A 23,869-nucleotide genomic window follows, 5' to 3' on the forward strand; every position below is an offset into this window, starting at 1 on the left:
AGGAGAAGGAGGGAATTCCATGGACAACGCCCAGCCGGTTGCTTTGGTGACAGGCGCGTCCAGCGGCTTTGGCTTGTTGACGTCGGTCGCGCTGGCTCGCGCTGGCTATAGAACCGTTGCGACGATGCGCAATCCGGACAAAAGCGATGCACTTCAGGGGCATGCGGAGCGCAGCGGGGTGCAGGAGCTGATCGACATCATGCCTCTGGATGTTACCGATCACGAGGCGATCGGGCAAACCGTCGGTTCGATTGTCAAAACATACGGCCGGATCGACGTGCTCGTGAATAATGCCGGTTTCGCCGTCGGCGGATATGTTGAGGATGTGCCGATGGAGCAGTGGAGACAGCAGCTGGAGACGAACGTATTCGGTATGATCGCGGCGACCAAGGCCGTGCTTCCGCATATGCGGGAGCGAAGGTCCGGGTGCATCGTCAACGTCAGCAGCGTCAGCGGCCGCAGCGGCTTTCCCGGTTATGCCCCTTACAGCACGTCCAAGTTCGCCGTGGAAGGCTTCAGCGAGTCGTTAAGGCTCGAAATGAAGCCCTTCGGCGTTAATGTCGTGCTTATCGAACCGGGCGCCTACAAGACGGACATCTGGCAAAAAGGCTTCGACTCCATGTGCAGCTCCGAAGCCTCGCCTTACCGGCCTTTGCTGGAGAAGGTGCTCCGCTACTCGAAGCAAGCGGCCGCTACCGCACCGGACGCGGCGGAGGTAGCGGAAACCATCGTCCGCGTCGTCCGCTCGAAGCGTCCCAAGCTGCGTTATCCGCTCGGTCGCGGGGCAAAGCTGGCCCTGAGGAGCAAGGCGCTGCTCCCTTGGCGGTGGTACGAATCAATTGTGCTGCGTCTGCTCAACAAATGAAGCGCATAAATGACATAAGACAAGGCCGTTCCTGGTCGGAGATGATCCGCGGGAGCGGCCTATTTGTTTGTCGACAGATTGACCAAAGCTCTAGTGGCGTGTAACGGCATGGCCTGGAGACCGGTCCGGCCGCAGATTCCGCGTTCGGGGGCCCCATCGGATACTTCATTTAAAACTCTAAAGTACATGTCAAATGTTTATTGAGAGAAGAATTTATTTTATAGGGATATTATCGTTGAACCTTGGCATTTGCATCAATGTAGTACGATGGGGGTGAAGCTCGAAACGATATTCATTTGCGAGATCAACGATAAAGGAGGAGTATCTTTGAAAGAAGCCATCTTGATCCAAGGCGCACGTGAAAACAATCTGAAAAACATTTCGTTATCGATTCCCAGAAATCGATTGGTTGTCTTGACCGGGCCATCGGGGTCCGGGAAATCAACGCTCGCGATGGATACGCTGCAAAGGGAATGCCAGCGGCAGTATATGGAATCCATGGGAATGGTCACGGATTCGATCAGCAAGCCAAAGGTGGATTCCATCGCCGGACTGTCTCCGTCGATCAGCGTAGGACAGCACGTCACGAACCGCAATCCAAGGTCGACGGTAGGCACGGTGACGGACATCTATACGTATTTGCGCCTTTTGTACGCCAAGCTCGGAGAACGGCCGTGCCCGTCCTGCGGCTCGACCGTTCCGCCATCGTTCGAAGAGGCGGGTGGCTTGAGCGAGGAGGACGAAGCGTCCGGCCAGCCGCAATACGTCCAATGCCCGAACTGTGCGCTTGAGCTTTCCAAGCTGACGATGGGCCATTTTTCGTTCAACAAGCCGGAGGGCGCTTGCGAAACGTGCGATGGACTCGGCAGCGTAGCCAGCCTGAACCTGGAGGCCGTCTTCGTCGAAGAGCAGAGCCTGCGCGGGGGATGCGTGACTTTTTGGTACCAGTCACTCATCGATTACCAGAACAGCATCCTGCAAGCTGCCGCCAAGCATTACGGCTTCGTCTTCGACCCGGATCAGCCGTTGAAAGAATACGGCCAGGTTCAGCGCGACCTGCTGTTCTACGGCGTGGAAAGCGAAGCCTTCCTGCGGCACTTCCCGAACGTCCAGCCGCCCAAAACGGTCGGTAGAGGAAGATTCGAAGGCGTCGTCACGATCTTGTGGCGGCGCTACCTGGAAAAAGACGGCGACCCAAACGGTTCGGCGTCCGTAGGGGCGTATTTCCGCCGGCAAACGTGCGGTGGCTGTCAAGGAACGAAGTTGAACCAGCAAAGCCGCCGGGTTACGGTGCGCGGCGCGTCGATTGCCGAAGTATCGTCCTGGTCGCTGGATGACGTGCTGTCGTGGCTGAACGGTTTGCCGGGAAGCTTGCCGCCGGCCGGACGAGAAATGCTGGAGCCGGTGCTGAACGATTTGCCCGAGCGGCTAAGACGGGTGATCGATGTCGGTTTAGGGTACTTGTCGCTTCACCGGCAGACGGTGACGCTGTCCGGAGGAGAGGCGCAGCGAATTCGGCTCACTTCCTTGCTCGGTTCCGGTCTCACCGGGGTGCTGTATATTTTGGACGAGCCTTCGGCAGGGCTGCATCCGCGGGACACGGAGGGGCTAATTCATGTCCTGAAGCAGCTTCGCGATCTGGGAAATACGGTGCTTGTCATCGAGCATGACGTCGAGGTGATGCGTGCGGCGGATCATGTCATTGACATGGGACCCGGCGCGGGCGCGATGGGAGGAACCGTCGTCGGCGAGGGTCCCTTGGAAGCTCTGAAGTTGTGCGAGAGGTCGGTTACGGGCGCTTATTTGCGGGACGAGAGCTTACTGTCCTCAGGGCGGGTTAGAAGGCGGGGGAATGGGAGCTTCCTGACGATCCGGGATGCCCACGCGCGGAATTTAAAGCACATTACCGTTTCGTTTCCTCTCGGCTGCCTGATTTCGGTGACCGGCGTATCCGGTTCGGGGAAGTCGACGCTCCTGTTCGATCTGCTCGCGCCGGACGAACAAGCCGGGAAGCACGAAGGCTGCGGAGCTATTACCGGTCTGGAGCATATCGGGAACTGGATTACAGTAGACCAGTCTCCGCTCGGGCGGATGCAGCGTTCGAACATTGCGACTTATACCGACGTCTTTACCTCGATTCGGAATCTGTTCGCCAGCTTGCCGGAGGCGAAGCGAAGCAAGCTGACATCGAAGCACTTTTCGTTCAATACGCCCGGCGGACGCTGCGAGAACTGCCAGGGGCTCGGCGTTTTGTCGCTGCACATGCATTTTCTTCCGAATCTGGAAGTGCGGTGTCCCGCCTGCCGTGGCAGAAGGTTTCAGGATAACGTACTGCGTGTTACCTACAAAGGCTACACGATATCCGACCTGCTCGATATGACGGTTCAAGAAAGCCTGTCCGTCCTGAAGGATCAGGATAAAATGTCAAGAACGATTGAACTGCTCTGCGAGGTAGGGCTTGGCTATTTGCAGTGGGGCCAGTCCGTAACGACGCTGTCGGGCGGAGAGGGGCAGCGGGTCAGGCTGGCCAAGGAGCTGAGCAAAAAAACAAAGACCCACACCCTCTATTTGCTGGACGAACCGACTACCGGCCTGCATCCCGGTGATGTGCGGCAGCTGCTCGTTTTGTTGAATAAATTGGTTGATGCGGGCCATACCGTGATGGTGGTCGAGCATAACGTGGACGTCATCCGCGAGTCCGATTGGGTCGTCGATCTCGGCCCGGAAGGAGGAGAAGCGGGCGGCTCGCTCGTCGCAGCGGGAACCCCGGAGGAAGTGGCCGCATGCGAAGCTTCTCACACCGGGCGCTTCTTGAGGCAAGCACTACGCTTGTAAAGGCGGCAGGGGACGTCCCCACAAACCGGACCGTGCGGGAGCGTAGGAGGAGGTGCCGTTCGGGCATCTCTTTTTTTATGCCCCGATTTCACAATAAGAGCAGAAGCCGTTATAATTAGGAGATACTTTTGCATCGCAGGGAAGGGAAGCGAGGTACATGTTTGCGCGTAGGGAAAGCTTAGGTCAATATGTTCGGCTTTATCCGGTGACAACGGCCATCATCTTGATTCAATTGCTGGTGATGGCGGCGATGGAGTGGTACGGATCGTCCCAAGACAGCGAAACGCTGCTCCGGTTCGGCGCCATGTACGGCGTTCCAGGCATCGAGCCGGCACTGTGGCGCTATGTGACGGCTATCTTCGTACATATCGGGTTCCAGCACTTGCTTTTTAACAGCTTCGCCTTGTACGTGTTCGCCGCTCCGCTTGAGCGTATGCTCGGCTCCTGGCGCTACGCGGCGTTCTATCTTGCGAGCGGAATCGCCGGGAATGTGGCGAGTGCGTGGTTCCACTCGGACCCCTATATCGGAGCGGGTGCGTCCGGAGCGATCTACGGCATATACGCCGCGTACTTGTACTTATCGGTATTCCGGCGCGATCTGATCGATTACCAGACGAAACAAACGGTATGGACCATTGTGATCATCGGCTTTGTGTATTCATTTGTCGTCCAGAATGTCGACGTTTATGCCCATGCCGGCGGCTTCGTCGGCGGGTTGGCCGTATCGGCGCTGATGACCTTGTTCGTGAAGCGGAGACGGCGCAGGGAGAGCTGGGACGAGCCCGGTGTGGAGTAGTCCAGCGGCTCGAAACCCTCGAATAGTCTGAATTGGTTGGGAATAGAGGAACGCCGGTGCGCTAAACGGAGTTTGAAGACGGTGATGGAAGCATAGCGGAACTGGGGAGCATTTAAGTGTGTCGAAAAATGTTAATGCTCCCCGTGATCGGCCTGATAACGCATCACAGGTTCTCTATATTGGGCCATTCGACGATTTCGGCCGTTATAGCGCATCTCAGTTCCTCTAAGTTTGCGAGCCTCGCATCGAGGACGGTGCTTCATGCGCCGTGAAGTGAATTTGCCTCTCGGGGGGCGGACATAGGCCCACCGATTTAATCCGCGAGTTCAATCCTAAAGGTCAATCCTAAAGGTCAATCCTAAGGCAATCCTAAACGTCAATTCCAATAGCCCCCCCTCTAAAATCTATCTTCTCACATGAATCTCCGAAAATTTCGAATCCCCAGCCACTTCAACCTTTCACATTAACCCGCACATAACGGCTCCTGAGCATTAAACGAGGTTTCTTGGCAAATCAAAGAACTATAGATCAGTTCGGGAGCTACGGAGGTGGCTCTTTAGCATGACTAAACGAATGCGCTTTCAATCAGAACTATGGGGAGGCCGACATTTCTTCGCGACAGCTCTTTCCTTCCTTACCCCTCCACAAAAACGAAAAATGCTGCGCCCGTGCACCTTCCTCTAACTTCGCTCAACAACAACTGCGAGTTTATCCGTAGAACCGCATAAATAATCCGTCCTCCGGGAGACAAAGAAAAGCCCTTAGTGATAATCTTTATCAATGAACGGGTTCAACGAAGGGGAGGGATACATGTGAACCAAAAAAACGGAATCGCAAGACTGCTCGAGATTGCGGGCGAGAAGCGCGGGCTACTGATCGTTTCCGGCATTTTGTCGGCTCTGAGCGCGGTCTGCATGCTTATTCCTTACGTATCGGTATATTTTATCATCCGCGAGCTGTTGGAGCATGCGGCGAATCCGGCTTCCGCCGACGGAACGTGGATGATCCGCTGGGGGATCGTTGCGCTGCTAGGGCTGCTGGGAAGTCTGCTGCTGATGTATGCGGGAGGAATGTTCTCCCACATGGCGGCGTTCCGGATCTTGTACGGTCTACGCGTCAAGCTGTCCAACCATATCGGACGGCTGCCGCTCGGCTGGCTGAACGGCACCTCGACGGGCGTCGTGAAGAAGACGTTGGAGCAAAACGTAGAAAAGGTGGAGACCTTCGTCGCGCATCAGCTCCCGGATCTTATTCATGTGGCGGTGTCTACTCTGGTGATGATGGTCGCGATGTTTGCGTTGAACGTATGGCTGGCGCTGGCTTGTCTCGTTCCGATTGCAGCCGGTTTCACCGTGCAGATCCTGCTCTCGACGGGGGAAAAGTCCAAGAAAAACGTTAAGCTGTATTACGATTCTTTGGAACGGATGAGCGGATCGGCGGTTCAATATGTGCGGGGGATGCCGGCGGTGAAGGTGTTCGGACAGACGGTCCATTCGTTTCGCAAGTTTTACGACGACATGATCCGCTACCGTGATTTTTGCGTCAAATTTACCGATCAGTTTCAGAACGGATTCCTGATCTTTAAAGTCATTCTCAGCTCGTTTGCGGCGTTTATACTGCCGGTCGGCGTCTATCTGCTGGCACGGGACCCGGGCAGTGTGGCGTTCGCCTCGGTTCTGCTGTTCTTTCTGATCATGGCCCCGGGCATCTCCGCCCCGATGTTCAAAATTATGAATATCAGCTCCTCGCTCCGCGATATTAACGAGGGGGTCGAGCGGATCGACCGTATTTTGGCGGAGGAGCCGGTAAAGGAACCGGTGAACCCGAAAAAACCGGACGCGTACGACTTGACGTTCCATAGCATCTCCTTCTCCTACGGGACGGAAGGCAGATCTTCCCGGAGCGAAGCGCTGTCCGATATTTCGTTCAACGCACGGCAGGGCAAGGTAACGGCGCTGGTCGGTCCGTCCGGCTCCGGCAAGTCCACGGTTGCCAATCTCATTCCCCGGTTCTGGGACGTGAGCCAAGGAAGCATCCGCATCGGCGGCGTAGACATCCGCGAGATGGCCTCGGCCGATCTGATGAACACCGTCGCTTTTGTTTTTCAGGAAACGTTTTTGTTCTACGATACGCTCTATAACAATATCGCCGTCGGGCGGCCCGGAGCGTCGCCGGAGGAAGTGTACGCCGCCGCGAAGGCGGCCCAGTGCCACGAGTTTATCGGCAGGCTGCCCCAAGGCTACGATACATTGATCGGGGAAGGCGGCGTGTACTTGTCGGGCGGCGAGGAGCAGCGGATTGCGGTGGCCCGGGCGATTTTGAAGGATGCCCCCATTTTGGTACTCGATGAGGCGACCGCTTTCGCCGATCCCGAGAACGAGTACGAGATGCAACTGGCGCTTAAACAGCTGATGCAGGGAAAAACGGTTATCGTGATCGCGCACCGGCTTTCTTCGATCCGGGATGCCGATCAAATTATCGTGCTGAACGCCGGACGGCTCGAAGAGCAGGGAACGCATGACGGACTCGTTGCCGCAAACGGTTTGTATGCCAAAATGTGGAAAGCGTACACGGATGCGGGGCAATGGCAGATCGAGACGGGAGGAGTGAGGGCATGAGTCTGCTTCATCATATTACGGCGGGCCAGCCGAAGAAGCTGATCAAGCCGGTACTGTATACGACGTTCGCCAACCTGATGGCGATCGCGCCTTTTGCTCTGCTGGTTGGAGGCGCGAGACTGATCTTCGAGCCGTTCGTTCATCCGGGCGCGTCACTGGATGTAGCGGGACTTTGGTGGGTGTGCGGGGGCATGGCGGCTGCGCTGATTGTTTTGTTCTTCTGCGAAGTGCCGGCATACCGCGCCCAGTTCAGGGGGGCTTACGAGACGGCGGCCGAAGGTCGCGCTCAGCTGGCCGAGCATTTGCGGAAGCTTTCCCTCGGCTACTTGAACCGACGCGACCCCGGCGATTTGGCGAACATGATAATGGGCGATTTTACGCTGGTGGAGCACGGCATCTCGCACCTCGTGCCGCAGATGCTCGGCGCGCTGGTGATGCCGGTGCTGGCCCTTGCCGGGCTCTCCATTCTAGACTGGCGCATGGCGGCCGCGATGTTTGCCGCTTTTCCTGTGGCGGTCGTGCTGGTGCTTTTCACCTCCCGCATTCAGCGTAGGCTGGGGGCGAACCATATGCGGGCCAAGATTGATGCCGCAAATCGTCTCCAGGAATATTTGAACGGTATCCGGGTCATTAAAGCTTACAATATGACGGGCGAGCGCTTCGTCCGGCTTGAAAAATCGTTCAAGGAGCTGATGCACCGCAGCATCCGGATCGAAGGGCTGCTTGGGCCGATCGTGCTGAGTGCCATCGCTCTTATTCGCGCCGGGCTCACCCTGATGGTGATCGTTGGGGTTCATCTGCTGCTGGGCGGCAAGCTCGAAGTCATGACGCTTGTGACGTTTTTGCTCATCGGAACGCGGATTTTCGATCCTCTCACGACCGCGCTTGTGAACTATGCGGAGTTTCGCTATCACGAGCAGGCCGGTGAACGTATCGTCCAATTGCTGAAAGAACCTGGCATGACGGGCGGCGTGCTTCCTCCCGAAGAGCACGACATTGAGCTGCGGCAGGTCACCTTCGGCTACAACGAGCAATCCACGCTCAAAAACATCAGCGTCCAGATGCCCGCCGGTTCGTTCACTGCGCTGGTCGGCCCGTCGGGAAGCGGGAAGAGCACGATTCTTCGGCTAGCCGCCCGCTTCTACGATCCCGTCGAAGGAAAGGTGCTGCTCGGAGGGCAGGATATGCGGAGCATGGACCCGGAAGCGCTGCTGCGCAAGGTGTCGATGGTGTTTCAGGACGTCTATTTGTTCCAGGATACGATCGGCAACAATATCCGCTTCGGGCGGAGCGGTGCAACGCAGCAGCAGGTGGAGGAGGCGGCCCGGCTGGCCTGCTGCCACGAGTTTATCATGAAGCTGCCGCAAGGCTACGATACGATGGTGGGCGAGGGGGGCAGCACATTGTCCGGCGGGGAAAAACAGCGGATTTCCATCGCGCGGGCGATTCTGAAGAACGCGCCGATCGTCCTGCTGGACGAGGCGACGGCTTCCTTGGACCCGGAAAACGAGGTGGAGATTCAGCGCGCGATCGATCATCTGGTTCAAGGGAGGACGGTGATTGTCATCGCACATCGTCTGAAAACGATAAAAAACGCCGACAACATCATCGTGCTGGACAACGGCCAAGTGGTCGAGCAGGGGCGGCATCACGACCTGTTGAAGCGCGAAGGCTTATACGCCAGGCTCTGGAATTTGCAGCAGCAAACCGGAGGCTGGAGTATCACTTCTTGATCGGCGACGTAGTTTCATAGTTCTACCAACACTGCTTTTACAACCATTAATCTAATCCAGCTCTGTGCTGGATTTTTTGTTGTTTAAAAAAGTTATACACTATTCAAACTTGTGGATAAACTCGAAGAATGAAGCAAGGGGATAGTCATTAAAAATGGAAACATGGAAAAAGAAAGGGGGTGGAAATAAATCGGCGTCGAGGGTGACAAATTATCAATTTAATTTTAAAATTGGAACAATAAAAAATAGTTAGTTTATGGGAGTTTTGGCCAATCATTGTAGCTGGTGCTTGAATATTTTTCAACCAACCATTTTCCATTATCTTGAATCATTATTATAGTGTCCGTGTAAGTTGCATGTTCGCCAGTTTTTTTAACTGTTTTTACACTAACTATTCCTTTTTTTCTTGATTCATCTACGTTGGTTATTTTTTCAACTTTAAAACTCTTAATATCCCCGTAGTAAAACCTGTAGTTAACAAGTTGTCCGGCATTAGTTCCACTAACATATTTTGCCGCCTCATTAACTCCAATAATATATGCATTATAAAAATCTTTTAATGCCTGATAGGCATCTTTATTGTTTTCAGAGTTTGGGTCAGATTTGAAGTGCTCATATGTATAAAAAATACCACCTAATACAAGTAATAAAGCGAATATTAAATAAAATTTCTTCATAAATGTTCTCCTTGAATTGATATTACAATAATACTGGAACCCAATAAAACGATGGGTTCCAGTATTAAGTCATGCTTAAGGGTATAACCTACCTGCTTTTAACCAAATCTTTTCTTCACTCTGAGAAGTATAATCTACTAATATTTGATTTCTAGGAAAACCATAAAATAATCCCCAATCTTGCGATTGAGCAGGATTATATCTTTGCCCAATTCTTACATTTGTCCAGTTTGCATGGTTGAATTCTGATCCTGAATTCAGGTTTTGGTTAACTTGGGCGATAGAAGTGATACGTTTTACCTTCATTCCAGAACCGTCACCATAAAAATCATATCTCCAAGGCAATTCCGCTGTCAAGGTTGAACCAACATAGTAACCAGCCCTGTTATATCCGGCACAAAACAATGCTACCGAATTTGTGGCGTATACGTAAAAGTCCATTACAATGGATTGACCACCTTGGAAATTATGTTCGGGCGGAGTTACGATTGTACCTTCTTTAGCGCCATGGATTGTCATTCCCCAAACATCATCCCAAGGATTAGGACCATCATTGTAGTTGTATGCGAGACCGATATCAATAGAGTCGCCATCTTTGTCAATTGCTCCCGTATATGCCCATGCTTTTTCGTTACTGCTATCAGTAATATATATTCCATTGCCTTTTTTGGGTAACCATATATCAGTAACTAATCTGGAATAACCGACATTTGAAACAGCCCGACGGTAAATGCCCGTTTTGACATTTTCAGATTCATAGTCAGGGTATTTCCAACCTGTTCCCAATAGGGCAGGTACTTTTCCTTTTTCTTTGTCTGCATCAATGCTCTTGGTGACCAATTCCTCAGTATTTATTTTTAAATTACCGTTTCTATCCAATTTGTTTTTATTCAGTTCCTTCAGACTTTTCAAATTAGATGAACGATTAGAAATTATAGACCCATCAATGTTTATATGAATTACATTTTCTCTATGTTTTTCGTCTAGTTTGGACAGAACTTCCTTCAACTTCTTTCTATCACTTTCAGGTATGTCCTTATCAATATATGCCTCTAATGCGGCACTTTCGGCAGGACCTAACTCTTCATTCGATTTGGCAGAAGCAACAGGTATAGCCATTGTAGACAGTAAAATAGCACTGATTATTAATGCGGGAATCCTTTTCATATGACTACCTCCGTATTTTTCGATATTTTTATGAGGATCATGGTAGTTTCATGCAATAGAATCGAATACCACCTTTCCCTGTTTTTAAATGCTTGATTTCGGATATAAAATACAAATAATTACATAATATAAAATATAATGCATTAAATGCTAATAGATTACAATATATGATTTTGATTGTTAAAAGAAAGTCCTTCCAAACTCTGGCTTCGAGACGGCATGGAGCTGCAGTTGAGCGATATGATCTGGCGGGAGGATGTAACCTTTGACATGAGCGTTCGGTATCCGCATCTGGAACTTGCGCTGAATATCGAGGGGAACGGCTGTTGGTCCGCTGAAGGGCAGCGGAGGGAAATATCGAGCGAGTCCGGCTCCGCGCAGCTTGTTTACTTTAACGATATCCGTATCCGTGCGGAGCATAGGAAAAACAAACGAATCTTGCACGCGGAGCTGCGCATGGACGCCCGGCTCTGGCGGCCCCTTTTTCTAGAGCTTGAATGTTCGGATGGAGCAGTCCTTTTTCTACTTCGAAGATTTGATCGGTCCCAAGCTTCAGGTTCTTGCGCAACAGCTGCGGAGCTGCCCGTACGGTGGCTCGGCCAAGCGGCTTTTTCTAGAGATATTTTGCTGCAGACGCTGGCCCAGCCGCCAAGCTTGCTTGCCTTATCGCGCAAAATCAGCCTTAACGACTACAAATTGAAGATCGGCTTTAAGGAAGTGTTCGAGATGACCGTCTTCGAATTCGTCCGCCGGCAGCGGTTGGAAAAAGCCTGGGTGCTGCTGGAAAACGGCTCGCTGAACGTCAGTCAAGCCGCGTCTCTTGTAGGCTATAATAACTTCAGCCATTTTGCCGCCTTATTCAAGAAGACGTATGGCGTGAATCCAAGCAATTATGCCAGAGATGTTGCTAAAACTTGAATGCCGTGTTACGATAGGATAAATTTAGCAGAACGGAGGGTTACGTGTGTTAGACAATACCAATTCCGGCGTACTTGAGTTCACGAATTAAATAGTGCTCAAAGGCTCTGTCTGTGTACAGAGTGATCGGGATTGGTCTGCCTGCATATACGGGTAACCCTGGTTAGTTATACGCAATATGGCTATCAGAGGGAGGGACGAATCGGCCCTCTTTTTGTTATGCCCGCAAAACGTAATACACAAGGCCAATAATCCGTCCGTTTGAAGAACGCCCTGATTTTGACATATGTTGGAACGGGGGAGGTTCTTCTTAAGGGGATGCGTATGTCCTTTTCCGATGACTCCTGGCACAGGCAGCAGCCTGTGTTTTTATTTTTTACATTTTGGGAGGAATCAGACTATGAGCGAACAAATGCTGCGAATTGACGGAATCGAATTATGTGCCGAAAGCTTCGGCAATCCAAAGGACCCGGCGGTTTTAATGATTATGGGAGCCACTGCATCGATGATTTGGTGGGAGGACGAGTTTTGCCAACGTCTGGCAGATCGCGGGAGGTATGTGATCCGCTACGATAACCGCGATGTCGGGCGTTCGACAACGTATGAACCGGGGCGTCCCGAATATACTTTGGAAGATATGGCGGACGATACGGTTCGTGTTCTCGACGGGTACGGGATAGCGCAGGCGCACTTTGTCGGCATGTCGCTCGGCGGGCTGCTTACGATGCTTGCGGCGGTGCGGCACCCGCAAAAAGTGCTGACCGCTACGCTGGTGATGACGTCGGCTTTTGCGCCGGATTTGCCGCCGATGGAGGAGAAGGTAGAAGCTTTCTTTGCCGGTACAGCCAACGTGGATTTGACAAACGAGCAGGCGGCCGTTGACCTGACTGTGGAAAAATGGAAAATCTTAAAAGGCTCCAAGCATCCGTGTGATGAGGAGAGAATCAGACGTCTGGCTATCCAAGAAGTCGGAAGGGCGAGCCGCCTATCGAGCATGTTCAATCACGGCCTGTTGACAGGCGGCGAATCGGATATCGCCCGGGTTCACGAGATCGAAGCTCCCGCGCTGGTCATTCACGGAACGGAAGATCCGATTTTGCCTTACGCGCATGGGGTGGCGCTTGCGAACCAAATTCCGGGAGCGGTCCTGCTCACGCTGGAAGGGACCGGGCACGAGCTGCACCGTGACGATTGGGAGGTTATGATCGACGAGATCATCAAGCATACGGCGATGCAATAAAATAGGAGCGGCAGTCTGGAGCTTGATTTTCGGCTCCGGACCGCCGCTTCCGCTAGATTATTTAGCAAGTCTGTATGCGGCTAATGTCATAGCGTTAATCGTCTGGTCGATCAAAAATCCGAATACCGTTGAACTGGCGGATAAGCTCCAAAGCTTTGTATTCGGGGTTGTGCAGCAAGGCTGACCGTATCTTAATCCGGCAATACTCATTGATTTTGTGCGGCTGACGGCTCCGCCTTCCCTTTATGTCGACAAAGCGGAAGGATAAGAAGGAACCCGGCAAAAAAGCATAAACCGACCAATGCGTATACCATGGAAAGAGAAAGCGCATTTTTCAATATACCTGCGACACTCATCATGAGAAGCATGGCTCCAGTCATAAGCGGAGTGCGGATTCCCGTGACCCGGCCGATAAAGCCAGGTTCGGTATGCTTCATAACCAAAGCGTTATTGCCGACAAAGATGGCCGGTTGCAGTAGGGCAATGAAGAATTGCGCGATCATCGTTAATCCTAAGCTGGTGGATAACCCTGTCAAAACTATTCCGGCTCCATCGACGAGCAATCCGATCATCAGGAAGCGTTGAGGGGCAATCCTGGCAGCGAGTGCGAACGTTACGATTCCTCCGATCACTTCGCCTAACCCATACGGAATGGTGATCCACTTCAACGCTTGCGCGGGCAAGTCCAACTGCTCCGTCACGAGGAAGATGCTCAGCGGTGAAATTAACCCGACACCCAGTCCCACGAATAGGAAGCATAAGCTTAGCTGCAAGAGCGTCTTGTTGAGGAAGACATAGCTCATACCGTCCGCCATTTCGCGAAACAGTGAGGACGGATGATCGGCTTCACTCTTCGGCTGCTTTGGATCGGATGGGACAAAGATCAGGGCTGCGGCGGAGGACAGAAAACATACGCTCGTTCCCAATATCGAAGCTTCAATACCGAATTGCTGATACACAAACGTGCCCAAGATCGGACCGAGAACCATAAAGACGGAAACTAACGTTTGCAATAAAGACATGCAGGCTTGTGCGTCTTCCTCGCGTACGTGGTTCTTGAACAGCTTCATTCCGGAAGGCTGGGCAAACTGCGATAGGATGGAGGAGCATAAGGTGGCCAGAAAAACAACCCTCCATGATCCGGCTTCAAGCATAAGGAAGACGAGGAATACGGACAACGAACTCAAACACTCGCACCAGACCATGGTGCTTTTGGGCCGCCACCGGTCCGCGAAAACCCCGCCGATGAAAGCAAAGATAAACATAGGGGCATATTCCGCGACCGAAATCATGGAAACGGCAAAAGCATCCCCGCCCGTCGCTTCCATGACAAACAAGAGGACAGCGAAATTGCGAATCCAAATTCCAAGTTGCGAAAATAAGCTTGAAACCATAACGGCCCGAACAAAGCCGTTGCGAAGCAGTTGTACGGTTCCCGACATTTGAACAATTCCTCCTTCGTCATCGTTTGGAATTTCATCCTACGGCCTCCTGCAAGGGGAGTGTCAACGCATTTTTTGAAAGAGCAAGAACCTACGATTGCGGCTGTAGATTTTACAGCACTTGACATTACCCGGGGAAGTAGGGTAGAGTAAAGCTAATTGTTACCTAAAGGAGAGATTTTGATGTCGGTGGTCGTTCTTAACTAATCAATTCCATAACGAGGTTTCTGGAAATTCATTGGCGAATTTTGCTGTTAAGCAAGGTTTATTTGTCATGGGTTTACGGTCACCTTGGAATTAGTTAAGAACAACGGATATCATACAATGCCTTAGGTACATGCCTATTCATTGCGCCTATCATCCGTGCTGAGTTCAGCGCGGATTTTCTGTTTTATCGGGCGCTTTTATTTAGGCATGGTCACAAAAGGGCAGAGAATGACGTACGTTCATTCTCTGTCCTTTTTTTATTTTCTTACAAGGAGAGATCACCCATGAATGAAAAAGCATTGCAACGTTTGGAATACGGCAAAATCAAAGAAGCTCTAGAGGAATATGCCGTATCGTATCTGGGCAAGCGGCAGATCGCCGAGCTGCTTCCTCTAACGAAGATGTCCGTCGTGCGGGCGAAGCTGGATGAAACGGCGGAAGCGAAGTCCTTGCTCCAGTATGGCGCCAGCGTTCCGATTCCTTCGCTGGAAGGGATGGAAAATATTTTGGAGCTGCTGGGAACGGGCTACGTGTTCAGTGAAAAGGACTTCATGCACATGCACCAATTTCTGACCAGTTGCGCGCAGCTCATGAGGTATATGGCCGCGAAAAGCGGGGCAGCCCCTCACATTAGCTCTTATGCGGCTTCCATGTACACAATGGATGCGCTGAAATCGGAGATCGAACGGTGCATCCGTCACGGGCAAGTCGCTGACTCCGCCAGCAAAGAACTTATGAAGGTCCGCAAGCGGCTGGCCGTATTCGAGGAACGTCTGAAGTCCAAGCTGGACTCTTTGATGAGCCGCCACCGCTCCATTTTGCAGGAACATGTCCTTAGCGCGCGCAACGGACGGTATGTGCTGCCAGTTAAGAAAGAGCACCGCAAGCTGGTGAAGGGAACAGTGCTCGACGAGTCGGCGAGTGGCCAAACGGTCTATATCGAGCCGGCCGAGGTCATGACGATTCAGTTCGAGCTTACAGGGTTGAAAGCGGAGGAAGCACGGGAAGAGCTGAAAGTACTGAGCGATTTGACCGCACTGGCGGAAAGCTCCGAGCAACAGCTTCTGACGAACATTGAAACGGTGGGCACCTACGATTTCATATTTGCTAAGGCCAAATATGCTCTGGCCATCGGAGGCTCCAATGTGGAGCTGAACGACCAAGGGATCATCGACCTGCGCGAAGCGAAGCATCCGCTGCTGAGCCGGCCCATGGTTCCCTTGAACTTCGTCATCGGACGGCGGTATAAGTCGCTGATTATTACGGGACCGAATACCGGAGGCAAGACTCTAACGCTGAAAACAGTTGGTCTGCTGACTGTCATGGCGCAGTCGGGCGTATTGGTTCCGGTACGGGAAGGAAGCTTGCTTTCCGTATTCAACCATCTCGCCGTCGATATCGGGGACGGACAAAGCATCGAGCATGCGCTTAGCACCTTCTCCGCGCATATTCGGAACGTCAACGAAATGCTGCAGTTTGCCGACCGTTCGACGCTCATCTTGATCGACGAGATGGCTTCCGGGACCGATCCGGGAGAAGGCGTCGGCTTGTCGGTGGCCATTCTGGAGGAGCTGCACCGAAGAGGGTCGACGGTGGTGGCGACGACCCATTTTACGGAGATTAAAAACTTCGCTGACGCGACGCCGGGGTTCGAGAATGCCCGCATGGAGTTCGATACGGACACGCTGCAGCCGCTGTACCGGCTGCGGATCGGGGAAGCGGGCCAGAGCTACGCTTTCTTGATCGCGTTGAAGCTGGGCTTGCCAGCCGGCCTTATTGAGCGGTCCCGCGAAATTACCGCACGCGGCTTGCCGGACAGCTTGCCGCAGGGGACACAGGCCCCCGGGCCTGAGCCGGACGAAGCCCCCGCGGCGGACACGGACGATCCGCAGGAAGAAACGACTCGGGTGCCTGCGTCTCTGTCTTCATCGGAAAAGAAGAAGGAGCCGGAGGATGCTGGTGAGCTGGTCTCTGTGGGTCCCAGAATCTTCCAGCTTGGTGATTGCGTGTACATCGCTTATTTGGGCCGTACTGGCATTGTGTTTGAAACCGAGGATGCCCGGGGCAACGTCGGGGTAATGATCCAGAATCAGAAGTTCAAAATCAACCAGAAGCGGCTGAAGCTGCACATCGAGAGCGAGGAGCTGTACCCGGACAATTACGATCTGGACATCGTGTTCGAGACGAAAGAAAACCGCAAAAAACGCAAGCTGATGGGGCGCAAGCACGCACCGGGCGTTACCATCGAGATGAAATCAGAGGAGTGATCGAAATGAAAAATTATGTAGATGAAATCAGCGCGAATGTCCGTTTGGAAGAAGGTTCTGCCGTCATCGAGCAGCTTTTGCTGGAGTGTTATTTCAGCCCGGGCATCTCGACCAAGGAGCTGGCGCGCAAGACGCTGCTGCCTGTTCCCGTAGCTGCGGCCATCAAGAAGGAGCTCGTCAAAGCAGGCGCGCTGACGCAAGAGAACGGGACGCGCTGCAGCAGCGCGGGAACGGCATGGATTGAGCAAGAGCTGGGATACGGCGGATTGAACAGGAGCCTGTACCTGAAGCTGACGGCAGGCGATGTGGATTGGAAGGCGGAGCTGGCAGACGTGCTGAGCGAGCTTCAGGAAATTTTCCGCTTGCGGCCGCAGGTGGACGTCCGGATCGATCAATCGAAATGCACCGCGGAGACGAGTCTGCGCCGCGCCGTCCTGTGCTTGAAGCAGCAGGCGCTGATCGGAAAGCGCGTGCTATGCATCGGCGACGACGATCTGGTCAGCGTGTCACTCGGCTTTTTGCTCAGGAAGCTCTTCCCGGAGGGACATTCGAAGACGAGCATCGACGTTATCGATATCGACGAGCGGTTCCTGAGCTATATCGGAGAGACTGCAGCCAGGGAGAGGCTGCCTATCCAATGCAGGCGCTGGGATTTGCGGCACCCTCTGGCCGAGGAATGGCAGGGACAATACGACTGCTTCTTCACCGATCCGCCCTATACGCTGCAGGGCATGATGCTGTTTCTTTCCCGTGGCATCAGCGGCTTGAAGAAGAGGAAAGGAGCCCCGATCTTCTTATCATTTGCCCATAAGTCGCCGGAGTTCATGCTGGCGATGCAGCGGGAGTTCGTGCGGATGGGGCTCATGGTCAGCGCCACGTTCCCGCGCTTTAACGAATACGAAGGCGCGGAAATGATCGCGAACCGGAGCCAAATGATCGTGCTGAAGACGACGGAGCAGACACGTTCCGAATATGCCGGCGCTTTCGAAGATGCGCTGTACACGGGCGAAGTCAAGCGGACACTGCGTACCTACCGCTGCCAGCAGTGCGGGGAAGCGGTCTACGTCGGCTTCCAAGGCGACGTGCCCACAATCGAGCAGCTCAAAAATCAAGGGTGTCCCCGCTGCAAGAACGATACGTTTCAATTGATCGAAAAGAAGAGCGTATAAGCATGCGGCGGCGAATCATGGCTCAAAAAGGAGAAGAAAACAAGATGAATATCCGGCCGATCAAGCAGGAGGATGTGGCTCAAGTAGCCGAATTTGAGAAGGAAATTTCCGTCATTTCGTTTGGCAGCGAGGCGGTAACCGATCTGGAATTCCACCGGCGCAAGCTGGAAAAAGCGATACCTCGCGAACAGGAAGGCATGCTCGTTCTTGAGCTGGAAGGCCGGGTAGCCGGCTGGCTATGGATGACGCTCAAAGAAAATTTCGTGACGAAAGAAAACTACATCCAGTTCAAAAGCTTTTACGCCGCAGAATCGTGCCGCGGTACGGAGGCGGTAACGGCTTTGTTCGAGGCGGGGATGGATTTTGCCGGCAGGCGGAAAGCCCGGCGCATCGTCGGACACGTACACGTCAGCAACCTGCCCATGCGCGCGCTGTATAAAAATTACGGCTTCGCGCCGACCCATCTGACGATGGAGTACAAGGTGCAGGATCAGGAAGCTTAGGCTGCGGAGGATAGGTAGCATGATCAAATGTCTGATTTGGGATTTGGATGAGACGTTATGGCATGGAACGCTGGCCGACGATGAAGAGGTGTCGCTGCGTCCCGGCATTCGCGACGTGCTAGAGCAGTTGGACGGGCGCGGCATTTTGCAGAGCATAGCGAGCCGGAACAACCATGATCTGGCGATGGCGAAATTGGAGGAACTAGGTATCAGCCGTTATTTTCTGTACTCCCAGATCGGGTGGGGGACAAAGGCGGAAGGCATTCGGCGGATCGCAAGCGAGCTGAATATCGGGCTCGATGCGGTAGCGTTCATCGATGATAATCCGTTCGAACGCTATGAGGCGGGGGCGTATCTGCCGGAACTGACTATCTACGATGCGCATGAGGCGCTGGAGCTTGCCGGATACCCCGAGTTCCAAGTCGGGAAGCTAACGAGGGAGGCTGGGAAACGCCGCGAGATGATGCTTTCCCGGCAGAAGCGGACAACGGCGGAGCAGCACTTCGCCGGAACGCGGGAAGACTTTTTGCGCTCCTGCCTCATGGAGCTGGAGGTCCGCGCTGCACGAGAGGAGGAGCTTGACCGGGCCTTCGAGCTGGCTGCGAGAACGAATCAATTCAATAATTTCACGGAGCGGATGTCGGAGGACGTCGTCCGCTCTTATCTGGAATCGACGGCGAAAGGACTTTATGTCGCGGAGCTGCGGGACCGGTTCGGCGATCACGGCATTGTCGGGGCGGCCATGTTGGACTATGAGATGGAACGGCTGAACATCCGGTTGTTCTGCATCTCTTGCCGCATCGAAGGGCGCGGCATTGGAACCGCGTTTCTCGGGACGGTGCTGAAGCTGGCGCAGCAGGAGCATCCGGCGATGCTTGAAGCGGTATGCAGCTACCGGGCTACAGGCCGCAACCGTCCGGCGCTGATGCTTTTGCAACTGCTGGGGTTCACCCGGAAGGAGAAGCGGGAGCATGATTCAATCTATGCGCTGCCGTTACCGTTCTCGTATGGTGCACCGGATTGGATTACCGTGAAAACGGGGCATTTTAAGCAAGCAAAGGAAGGGAGGACCTTAGGATGAATCGTGAAGAAATTAAACGGAAGGTCACGGCCATCGTCGCGCAATTGCTCGGCAAGCCGGACGTGGAACCGTCTGCGCAGCTGCTGGGCCCTCAGGGCGTTTTGGATTCCGTTACGGTGGTCCGGTTGATCGCCTGGCTGGAGCAGGAGTTTCAAGTTGCATTCGATGAGGAGGACCTTACGATCGAATCGTTGTCGAGCGTAGACCGTATCGTCTCATTTATCGAGGAGAGCGGGAGCTTGCCTCGCGGGGCTTATTCCGGACTGGAAAATTGAAACTCCGGATTGAAAAATTGAAACATCAAAGAGCTGACGTCCTATACGGATGGCCGGCTCTTTTTGCGCGACTGCACATGTTTCCGATTTTCAACGGTCTTGAGGCTGGTTTTTGTTCGTTCTTTTGGCGGGGTCGTGGTTGGACTTCCGATCGTTGTTTAGACAAAGGACGCTGTTATAATAAGGTTGAAATTTACATAAATGTAATTATTGATTTGCGGTTTCTGGCGGGAGCCGCAACAAAAGGAGTGTTCGATAATGACTACCTCAAACCACGAGACGGCGCATCAGCGCGTGCAGTCTGCCCGACGGGGGCTTACGGTCTTTTTTGCTTTCCTCGTTCCTCTTTCATGTCTGGGGTATTGGCTGACTCTTCATGACGAGAAAGGGGTACTTTTTCTGATGTGGACGCCCGCCTTGGCGTCTTTATTCTCGCGTTTGCTGCTGCGCGAGGGTTTTGCCGACATCTCGCTCCGTCTGGGAGGAAGACGCACTCTTAAATTCATACCGATCGTGCTTCTCCTGCCGATAGCGGTCGATCTGGCGGCCTATGGCATCGCATGGATGTTCGGACTCGCGCAATTTACCGCGCCTGCTACTTATTTAACCGCTTCACCCCTCGTTCTATTCGTATTCTTCCTGCTCGCAAATGTAACTCTTGGAACGGTTCAAGGCTTGGTTGGATCCTTTGGCGAGGAAGTGGGGTGGCGCGGCTACATGCTCACACGCCTGATCGATGCCCGGGTTCCCCGGCCTGTTCTCGTCAGCGGACTGGTATGGAGCGTGTGGCATCTGCCGCTCATGGTAGCTGGAGTGTACTACGCCGGTCCGTTTCTTCTTTTGTCCATCGTGCTGTTTATGATCACGGTCACGTCCTTCGGGTATGTGATGGCGTACCTCCGTTTGACATCGGGAAGCATCTGGCCGGTCGTCTTGCTGCATGCCTCATGGAATGCCATCACCCAGAACGTCTTTGACCTGTTTACCAAAGGGGATTCGGCCTTGCTGTGGACGGGAGAGTCTGGCGTTTTCGTTGCGCTTGCTTTGCTGGCGGTGGCGTTCATTGTTTCGAGAAAGCCATGGGCGATCATTCGAACTCTTCCCGGAAAAGGCGAACAGCCGGTTCAGGAGCCGCTGTCCTTATAGGTATTTTTTTGAAACCGGAGCCGGCTTGCGGCAGTATTACCTTGTAAAAAAAGTCGGAGGTCCGGAGGATGAAATTGAAAATTGTGCTTCTGCTTGTGCTCGCAGTTGGTCTGTTGTCAGGCTGCGGGCTCGTCGACAAAGTAAATCATTCGTTAAATTATGTGGAAGAAGCCACCAACTTCATCGATGATACTTCGCGGTTTGCGGAGCAATTGCCGACGCTTGCCGGGCAGGCGGTTACCGATCCCGAAGCCAGAACGACATTGAAGAACGAATTGACCGGTATGAAGGAACGGATCGCCAAATTTAACGCGCTTCAAGCCCCCGATTTTGCCAAAAATGTTCATGAGCAGCTCGTCGGCTATAACGAGACGTTGACGAAGGAGATTAACGGTTACCTGGCGAAGATCAATGACGGCGCCATCGACTGGAAGGCAATCGAAAATTCCCGGTTCATCGACACGCTGAACGAGGTCACTCAAATCTCGGATAAAGTTAAGAGCCTAACTCCATAATGCCAAAAAGGATGTCGTTCACATGAGGTGAAAGCATCCTTTTTGTTATGGAAGGGAATGAATGAGGTCTTGTTCTTGCTACAGACATTCGTTTTGTTTATACTAATCGTAAGTAAGAACGGGGGAGTTGGTACGGATGGCAATTCGCGATTGCCGGATTGGCCAGTCTCATGCAAAGCCTTATTTTTTAGGGCGATACTTTGCATGGGCGTGAAAAATAGCAACACAAAATCGCCCGAATGAGCAGCTATCGTTTCTAATAATATGGCTTTGCACCTTATTTTCAATCTTATAAAATAAGGGGCTGACCTCCATGTGTGGACCATTTATTAGAAACCATCAGTATAACGATATCAAGAAGCAGGCAGGGAACCTGCAGCACGCTCTCAGAACGATTGCCGATCGAAAGGTATTGGAATCGGTCAGGCAGGGGACGGCAGCCAAAATCGCAGAGCTGTTTCCCGACGCTTCCAGCCTTCAGAAACAGATGCTGGAAAACGTTGTCACATTGGAAACGTCAGAAGATTTCCATAAGTATCTGAGAACGCTAGAGCCGTATATCGTGGAATTTCCGCATATTACGGAAAAGCAGATCCAGAAGCTGTTTCCCAAGAATAAGAAGCTAAAGATTCCTAATTTATCCGAGATAGACTATCGTTACGTGACCTATCTCAGTTGGGTCGATATCTCGACGAATAAATTGTTTATCGTATATCATTTAAACGGACAATTTGTCGGGGTAGAAGGCAGATATACTCCTACCAACAAGCGAAGCTTTTGCTTCATATGCAATCGGTATGAAGACCTTGCTTTATTCTCGGCGATATCCCAAAAAAGGCCGGCGAAAGCTTCAGCTGATTATTATAAAGCGGTTGGCAATTACTTGTGCACGAATGGTCAAGATTGCAATAAGAACATTACGGATACTTCTTCTTTGGAGAATTTTATTAACACGGTTATAGGCTAGACAAGAAACCATTGGATCTGCGGGTTTTCCGGATTCAATGGTTTTTTCGTTCTCTAAGGCCTAACAAATCCTCGAAAAAAATAAAGGGCGCAAACACTTTTTTGTATTTACGCCCGCTTCAATATCATTATTTCTTATCGTTCAAATAAAACGCCCCATTCGGCAGAGCGGTTTCTTTATGGACTACGACGAGCCCGACACCTTCGGGAATATAAGCGACTCGCGAATCGCCTGTGATCACATAATCCCCCGGAACCAATACCCCGTCTACATTCGTTATCTTTACAGTAGTCGTCAGGTTCAAGTTAGGAAAAGTGATGGTCGTCGTCGGAGGGGTCGCTGCCGGTTCGTCCGGCGTCTGGGCGAAAGCTGCCACCGGTAATAGGAAAGCCGAGCACAAGGCGAGTACCGCTACTTTTGTTTTCAGCATGCTCTTCATACGTAAAACACTCCTTTTCTTTGCGGTTGTGTTCCCATGTTCTGGTATCGGAACCAGCTAACCAATAGTTACCCGTATGGATTATGTTTGAAGCAGAAGAAACGCGTTTTTTTCAGCCCAATTTCGGAACGGTACGGTCAGATATCGTATTCGTCTTTTGGCGAACGGTTGTTCTGTGGTATAATCGCTCTAACGATCTCGACCCATTTTGCACCCTCGATGCTTGTTTCACGTAATGATCTACGAGAGTTAACGTGCCGCGGGGCATTTCTACGGCGCGGGCTGCCAGTAGACTTTATAAGGGGGCTCCAGGATGAACGTGGATTGGACTTTGGCGGATAAGGCGCTGCGCAGCATCACGGTAACCGGCAGTGAACGGAATGAGCCTGTCATCGTATCCGGCGATTCGGAAGGACTTCGCTGCATCGGCACCGGAACGGATGCGGCGGTGTTCACCTATGATCGGACGCCGGGCTATGCGTTTAAAATCTACTCGGATCATGCGCTTGCGCTCGGAAAACGGGATATGGAAAAGCAAGTGTACGAACGGCTGAAAGGGATTCCTTATTTTCCAGTATATTACGGGTGCGGGGAACGCTATCTGGTCATGAGCCACGAATCCGGAGTTACGCTGCTCGATTGCCTGTTGGAGGGCATTCCCGTACCGGAGCAGGCGATCCTCGACGTCGAAGAGGCCCGTGCGCTGGTGCGCAGCCGCGGCTTGAATCCGCGTGACATTCATTTGAAAAATGTCATCCTGCAATCGGGCCGGGGCAAAGTATTGGACGTATCCGAATATGCGCTGGAGGGAGACGACCACCGGTGGGAGCATCTGGTCTGGGCGTACCGCGTCGTTTATCCCGGCATCGAGGGGATCAAAATTCCCGCCTGGGTGCTGGATGCGATCAAGAACGGCTATGCCAGACTGGATCAGGCAAATCTGAGCCTTGACGATTTTGCCCAGCGAGTCAGTCAGTTGTTTTCCAAGTTTTTGAAATAGATGAAGTAA

Annotated in this window: 21 protein-coding genes; 17 read left to right on the forward strand and 4 right to left on the reverse strand. The window is 52.6% G+C overall.

All coding sequences use genetic code 11. The annotated features are described in order from the left end of the window. The first annotated feature begins 19 nt into the window (after positions 1-19). The 5 genes from PEL01S_RS08450 (at position 20) to PEL01S_RS08470 (ending at position 8,847) form a co-directional block, all read left to right on the forward strand. Complete coding sequence (locus tag PEL01S_RS08450; RefSeq protein ID WP_127460006.1) at positions 20-865, forward strand: SDR family oxidoreductase; 846 nt, start codon at positions 20-22, stop codon at positions 863-865. A 327-nt stretch (positions 866-1,192) separates the two neighbouring features. Beyond that, positions 1,193-3,700, forward strand: coding sequence for an excinuclease ABC subunit UvrA (uvrA, locus tag PEL01S_RS08455; RefSeq protein ID WP_127460007.1), 2,508 nt, complete (start codon positions 1,193-1,195; stop codon positions 3,698-3,700). Between the two features lie 157 nt (positions 3,701-3,857). Then, positions 3,858-4,496, forward strand: coding sequence for a rhomboid family intramembrane serine protease (locus tag PEL01S_RS08460; protein ID WP_029191490.1), 639 nt, complete (start codon positions 3,858-3,860; stop codon positions 4,494-4,496). A gap of 812 nt (positions 4,497-5,308) precedes the next feature. Next, a complete protein-coding gene (locus PEL01S_RS08465; RefSeq protein ID WP_127460008.1) occupies positions 5,309-7,114 on the forward strand; it encodes an ABC transporter ATP-binding protein in 1,806 nt (601 codons plus the stop codon). Then, positions 7,111-8,847 (forward strand): ABC transporter ATP-binding protein, encoded by a 1,737-nt coding sequence (locus PEL01S_RS08470; RefSeq protein WP_127460009.1) that lies wholly within the window; start codon positions 7,111-7,113, stop codon positions 8,845-8,847. Before PEL01S_RS08465 ends, PEL01S_RS08470 begins: the two co-directional genes overlap by 4 nt. A gap of 254 nt (positions 8,848-9,101) precedes the next feature. Here PEL01S_RS08470 and PEL01S_RS08475 read toward each other — a convergent pair whose 3' ends face one another. Together PEL01S_RS08475 and PEL01S_RS08480 are read right to left on the reverse strand one after the other, a co-directional pair. Beyond that, positions 9,102-9,524: a hypothetical protein gene (locus PEL01S_RS08475; RefSeq protein WP_127460010.1), complete on the reverse strand. Its 423-nt coding sequence runs from the start codon at positions 9,522-9,524 to the stop codon at positions 9,102-9,104. 75 nt (positions 9,525-9,599) lie between these two features. Further along, on the reverse strand, positions 9,600-10,691 hold the full coding sequence (locus PEL01S_RS08480; protein WP_063184634.1) for a hypothetical protein: 1,092 nt from the start codon (positions 10,689-10,691) through the stop codon (positions 9,600-9,602). A gap of 177 nt (positions 10,692-10,868) precedes the next feature. On the opposite strand from PEL01S_RS08480, the gene PEL01S_RS08485 reads away from it, so the two are divergent. The 3 genes from PEL01S_RS08485 to PEL01S_RS34415 all read left to right on the forward strand — a co-directional run bounded on the left by PEL01S_RS08485 (position 10,869) and on the right by PEL01S_RS34415 (position 13,033). Beyond that, the gene (locus tag PEL01S_RS08485) at positions 10,869-11,609 is read left to right on the forward strand and encodes a helix-turn-helix transcriptional regulator (RefSeq protein ID WP_503826317.1); all 741 of its coding nucleotides are present in this window, start codon (positions 10,869-10,871) and stop codon (positions 11,607-11,609) included. 400 nt (positions 11,610-12,009) lie between these two features. Next, positions 12,010-12,849: an alpha/beta fold macrolide esterase gene (gene mle, locus PEL01S_RS08490; protein ID WP_127460011.1), complete on the forward strand. Its 840-nt coding sequence runs from the start codon at positions 12,010-12,012 to the stop codon at positions 12,847-12,849. Between the two features lie 22 nt (positions 12,850-12,871). After that, positions 12,872-13,033, forward strand: coding sequence for a hypothetical protein (locus PEL01S_RS34415; protein ID WP_163768508.1), 162 nt, complete (start codon positions 12,872-12,874; stop codon positions 13,031-13,033). Between the two features lie 22 nt (positions 13,034-13,055). Here the strand turns inward: PEL01S_RS34415 and PEL01S_RS08495 are convergent, their stop codons facing one another. Continuing rightward, positions 13,056-14,291, reverse strand: coding sequence for an MFS transporter (locus tag PEL01S_RS08495; protein WP_127460012.1), 1,236 nt, complete (start codon positions 14,289-14,291; stop codon positions 13,056-13,058). Between the two features lie 491 nt (positions 14,292-14,782). Here PEL01S_RS08495 and PEL01S_RS08500 point away from each other — a divergent pair, with 491 nt between their 5' ends. The 8 genes from PEL01S_RS08500 (at position 14,783) to PEL01S_RS08535 (ending at position 22,421) form a co-directional block, all read left to right on the forward strand. Next, entirely contained in the window at positions 14,783-16,765 is a 1,983-nt protein-coding gene (locus PEL01S_RS08500) for an endonuclease MutS2 (RefSeq protein ID WP_127460013.1), read from the forward strand. A 5-nt stretch (positions 16,766-16,770) separates the two neighbouring features. After that, the gene (locus PEL01S_RS08505) at positions 16,771-17,934 is read left to right on the forward strand and encodes a bis-aminopropyl spermidine synthase family protein (protein WP_127460014.1); all 1,164 of its coding nucleotides are present in this window, start codon (positions 16,771-16,773) and stop codon (positions 17,932-17,934) included. A gap of 17 nt (positions 17,935-17,951) precedes the next feature. Next, the gene (locus PEL01S_RS08510) at positions 17,952-18,437 is read left to right on the forward strand and encodes a GNAT family N-acetyltransferase (RefSeq protein ID WP_239551531.1); all 486 of its coding nucleotides are present in this window, start codon (positions 17,952-17,954) and stop codon (positions 18,435-18,437) included. Between the two features lie 19 nt (positions 18,438-18,456). Beyond that, the gene (locus PEL01S_RS08515; protein ID WP_127460016.1) at positions 18,457-19,518 is read left to right on the forward strand and encodes an HAD-IIIC family phosphatase; all 1,062 of its coding nucleotides are present in this window, start codon (positions 18,457-18,459) and stop codon (positions 19,516-19,518) included. After that, complete coding sequence (locus PEL01S_RS08520) at positions 19,515-19,793, forward strand: acyl carrier protein (protein ID WP_127460017.1); 279 nt, start codon at positions 19,515-19,517, stop codon at positions 19,791-19,793. Before PEL01S_RS08515 ends, PEL01S_RS08520 begins: the two co-directional genes overlap by 4 nt. A gap of 258 nt (positions 19,794-20,051) precedes the next feature. Continuing rightward, positions 20,052-20,939 carry a type II CAAX endopeptidase family protein gene (locus PEL01S_RS08525; protein ID WP_063184629.1) on the forward strand — a complete coding sequence of 296 codons (888 nt, stop codon included), beginning with the start codon at positions 20,052-20,054 and terminating at the stop codon, positions 20,937-20,939. Between the two features lie 68 nt (positions 20,940-21,007). After that, a complete protein-coding gene (locus PEL01S_RS08530; protein ID WP_127460018.1) occupies positions 21,008-21,454 on the forward strand; it encodes a DUF6376 family protein in 447 nt (148 codons plus the stop codon). 313 nt (positions 21,455-21,767) lie between these two features. Beyond that, positions 21,768-22,421: a FusB/FusC family EF-G-binding protein gene (locus PEL01S_RS08535; protein ID WP_127460019.1), complete on the forward strand. Its 654-nt coding sequence runs from the start codon at positions 21,768-21,770 to the stop codon at positions 22,419-22,421. Between the two features lie 127 nt (positions 22,422-22,548). Here PEL01S_RS08535 and PEL01S_RS08540 read toward each other — a convergent pair whose 3' ends face one another. After that, positions 22,549-22,860: a hypothetical protein gene (locus PEL01S_RS08540; RefSeq protein WP_010495215.1), complete on the reverse strand. Its 312-nt coding sequence runs from the start codon at positions 22,858-22,860 to the stop codon at positions 22,549-22,551. 313 nt (positions 22,861-23,173) lie between these two features. On the opposite strand from PEL01S_RS08540, the gene PEL01S_RS08545 reads away from it, so the two are divergent. Next, positions 23,174-23,860 carry a protein kinase family protein gene (locus PEL01S_RS08545; protein WP_127460020.1) on the forward strand — a complete coding sequence of 229 codons (687 nt, stop codon included), beginning with the start codon at positions 23,174-23,176 and terminating at the stop codon, positions 23,858-23,860. The last annotated feature ends 9 nt before the right edge of the window (positions 23,861-23,869 follow it).

The organism is Paenibacillus elgii NBRC 100335 (assembly GCF_004000865.1).
GTDB lineage: Bacteria > Bacillota > Bacilli > Paenibacillales > NBRC-103111 > Paenibacillus_G > Paenibacillus_G elgii.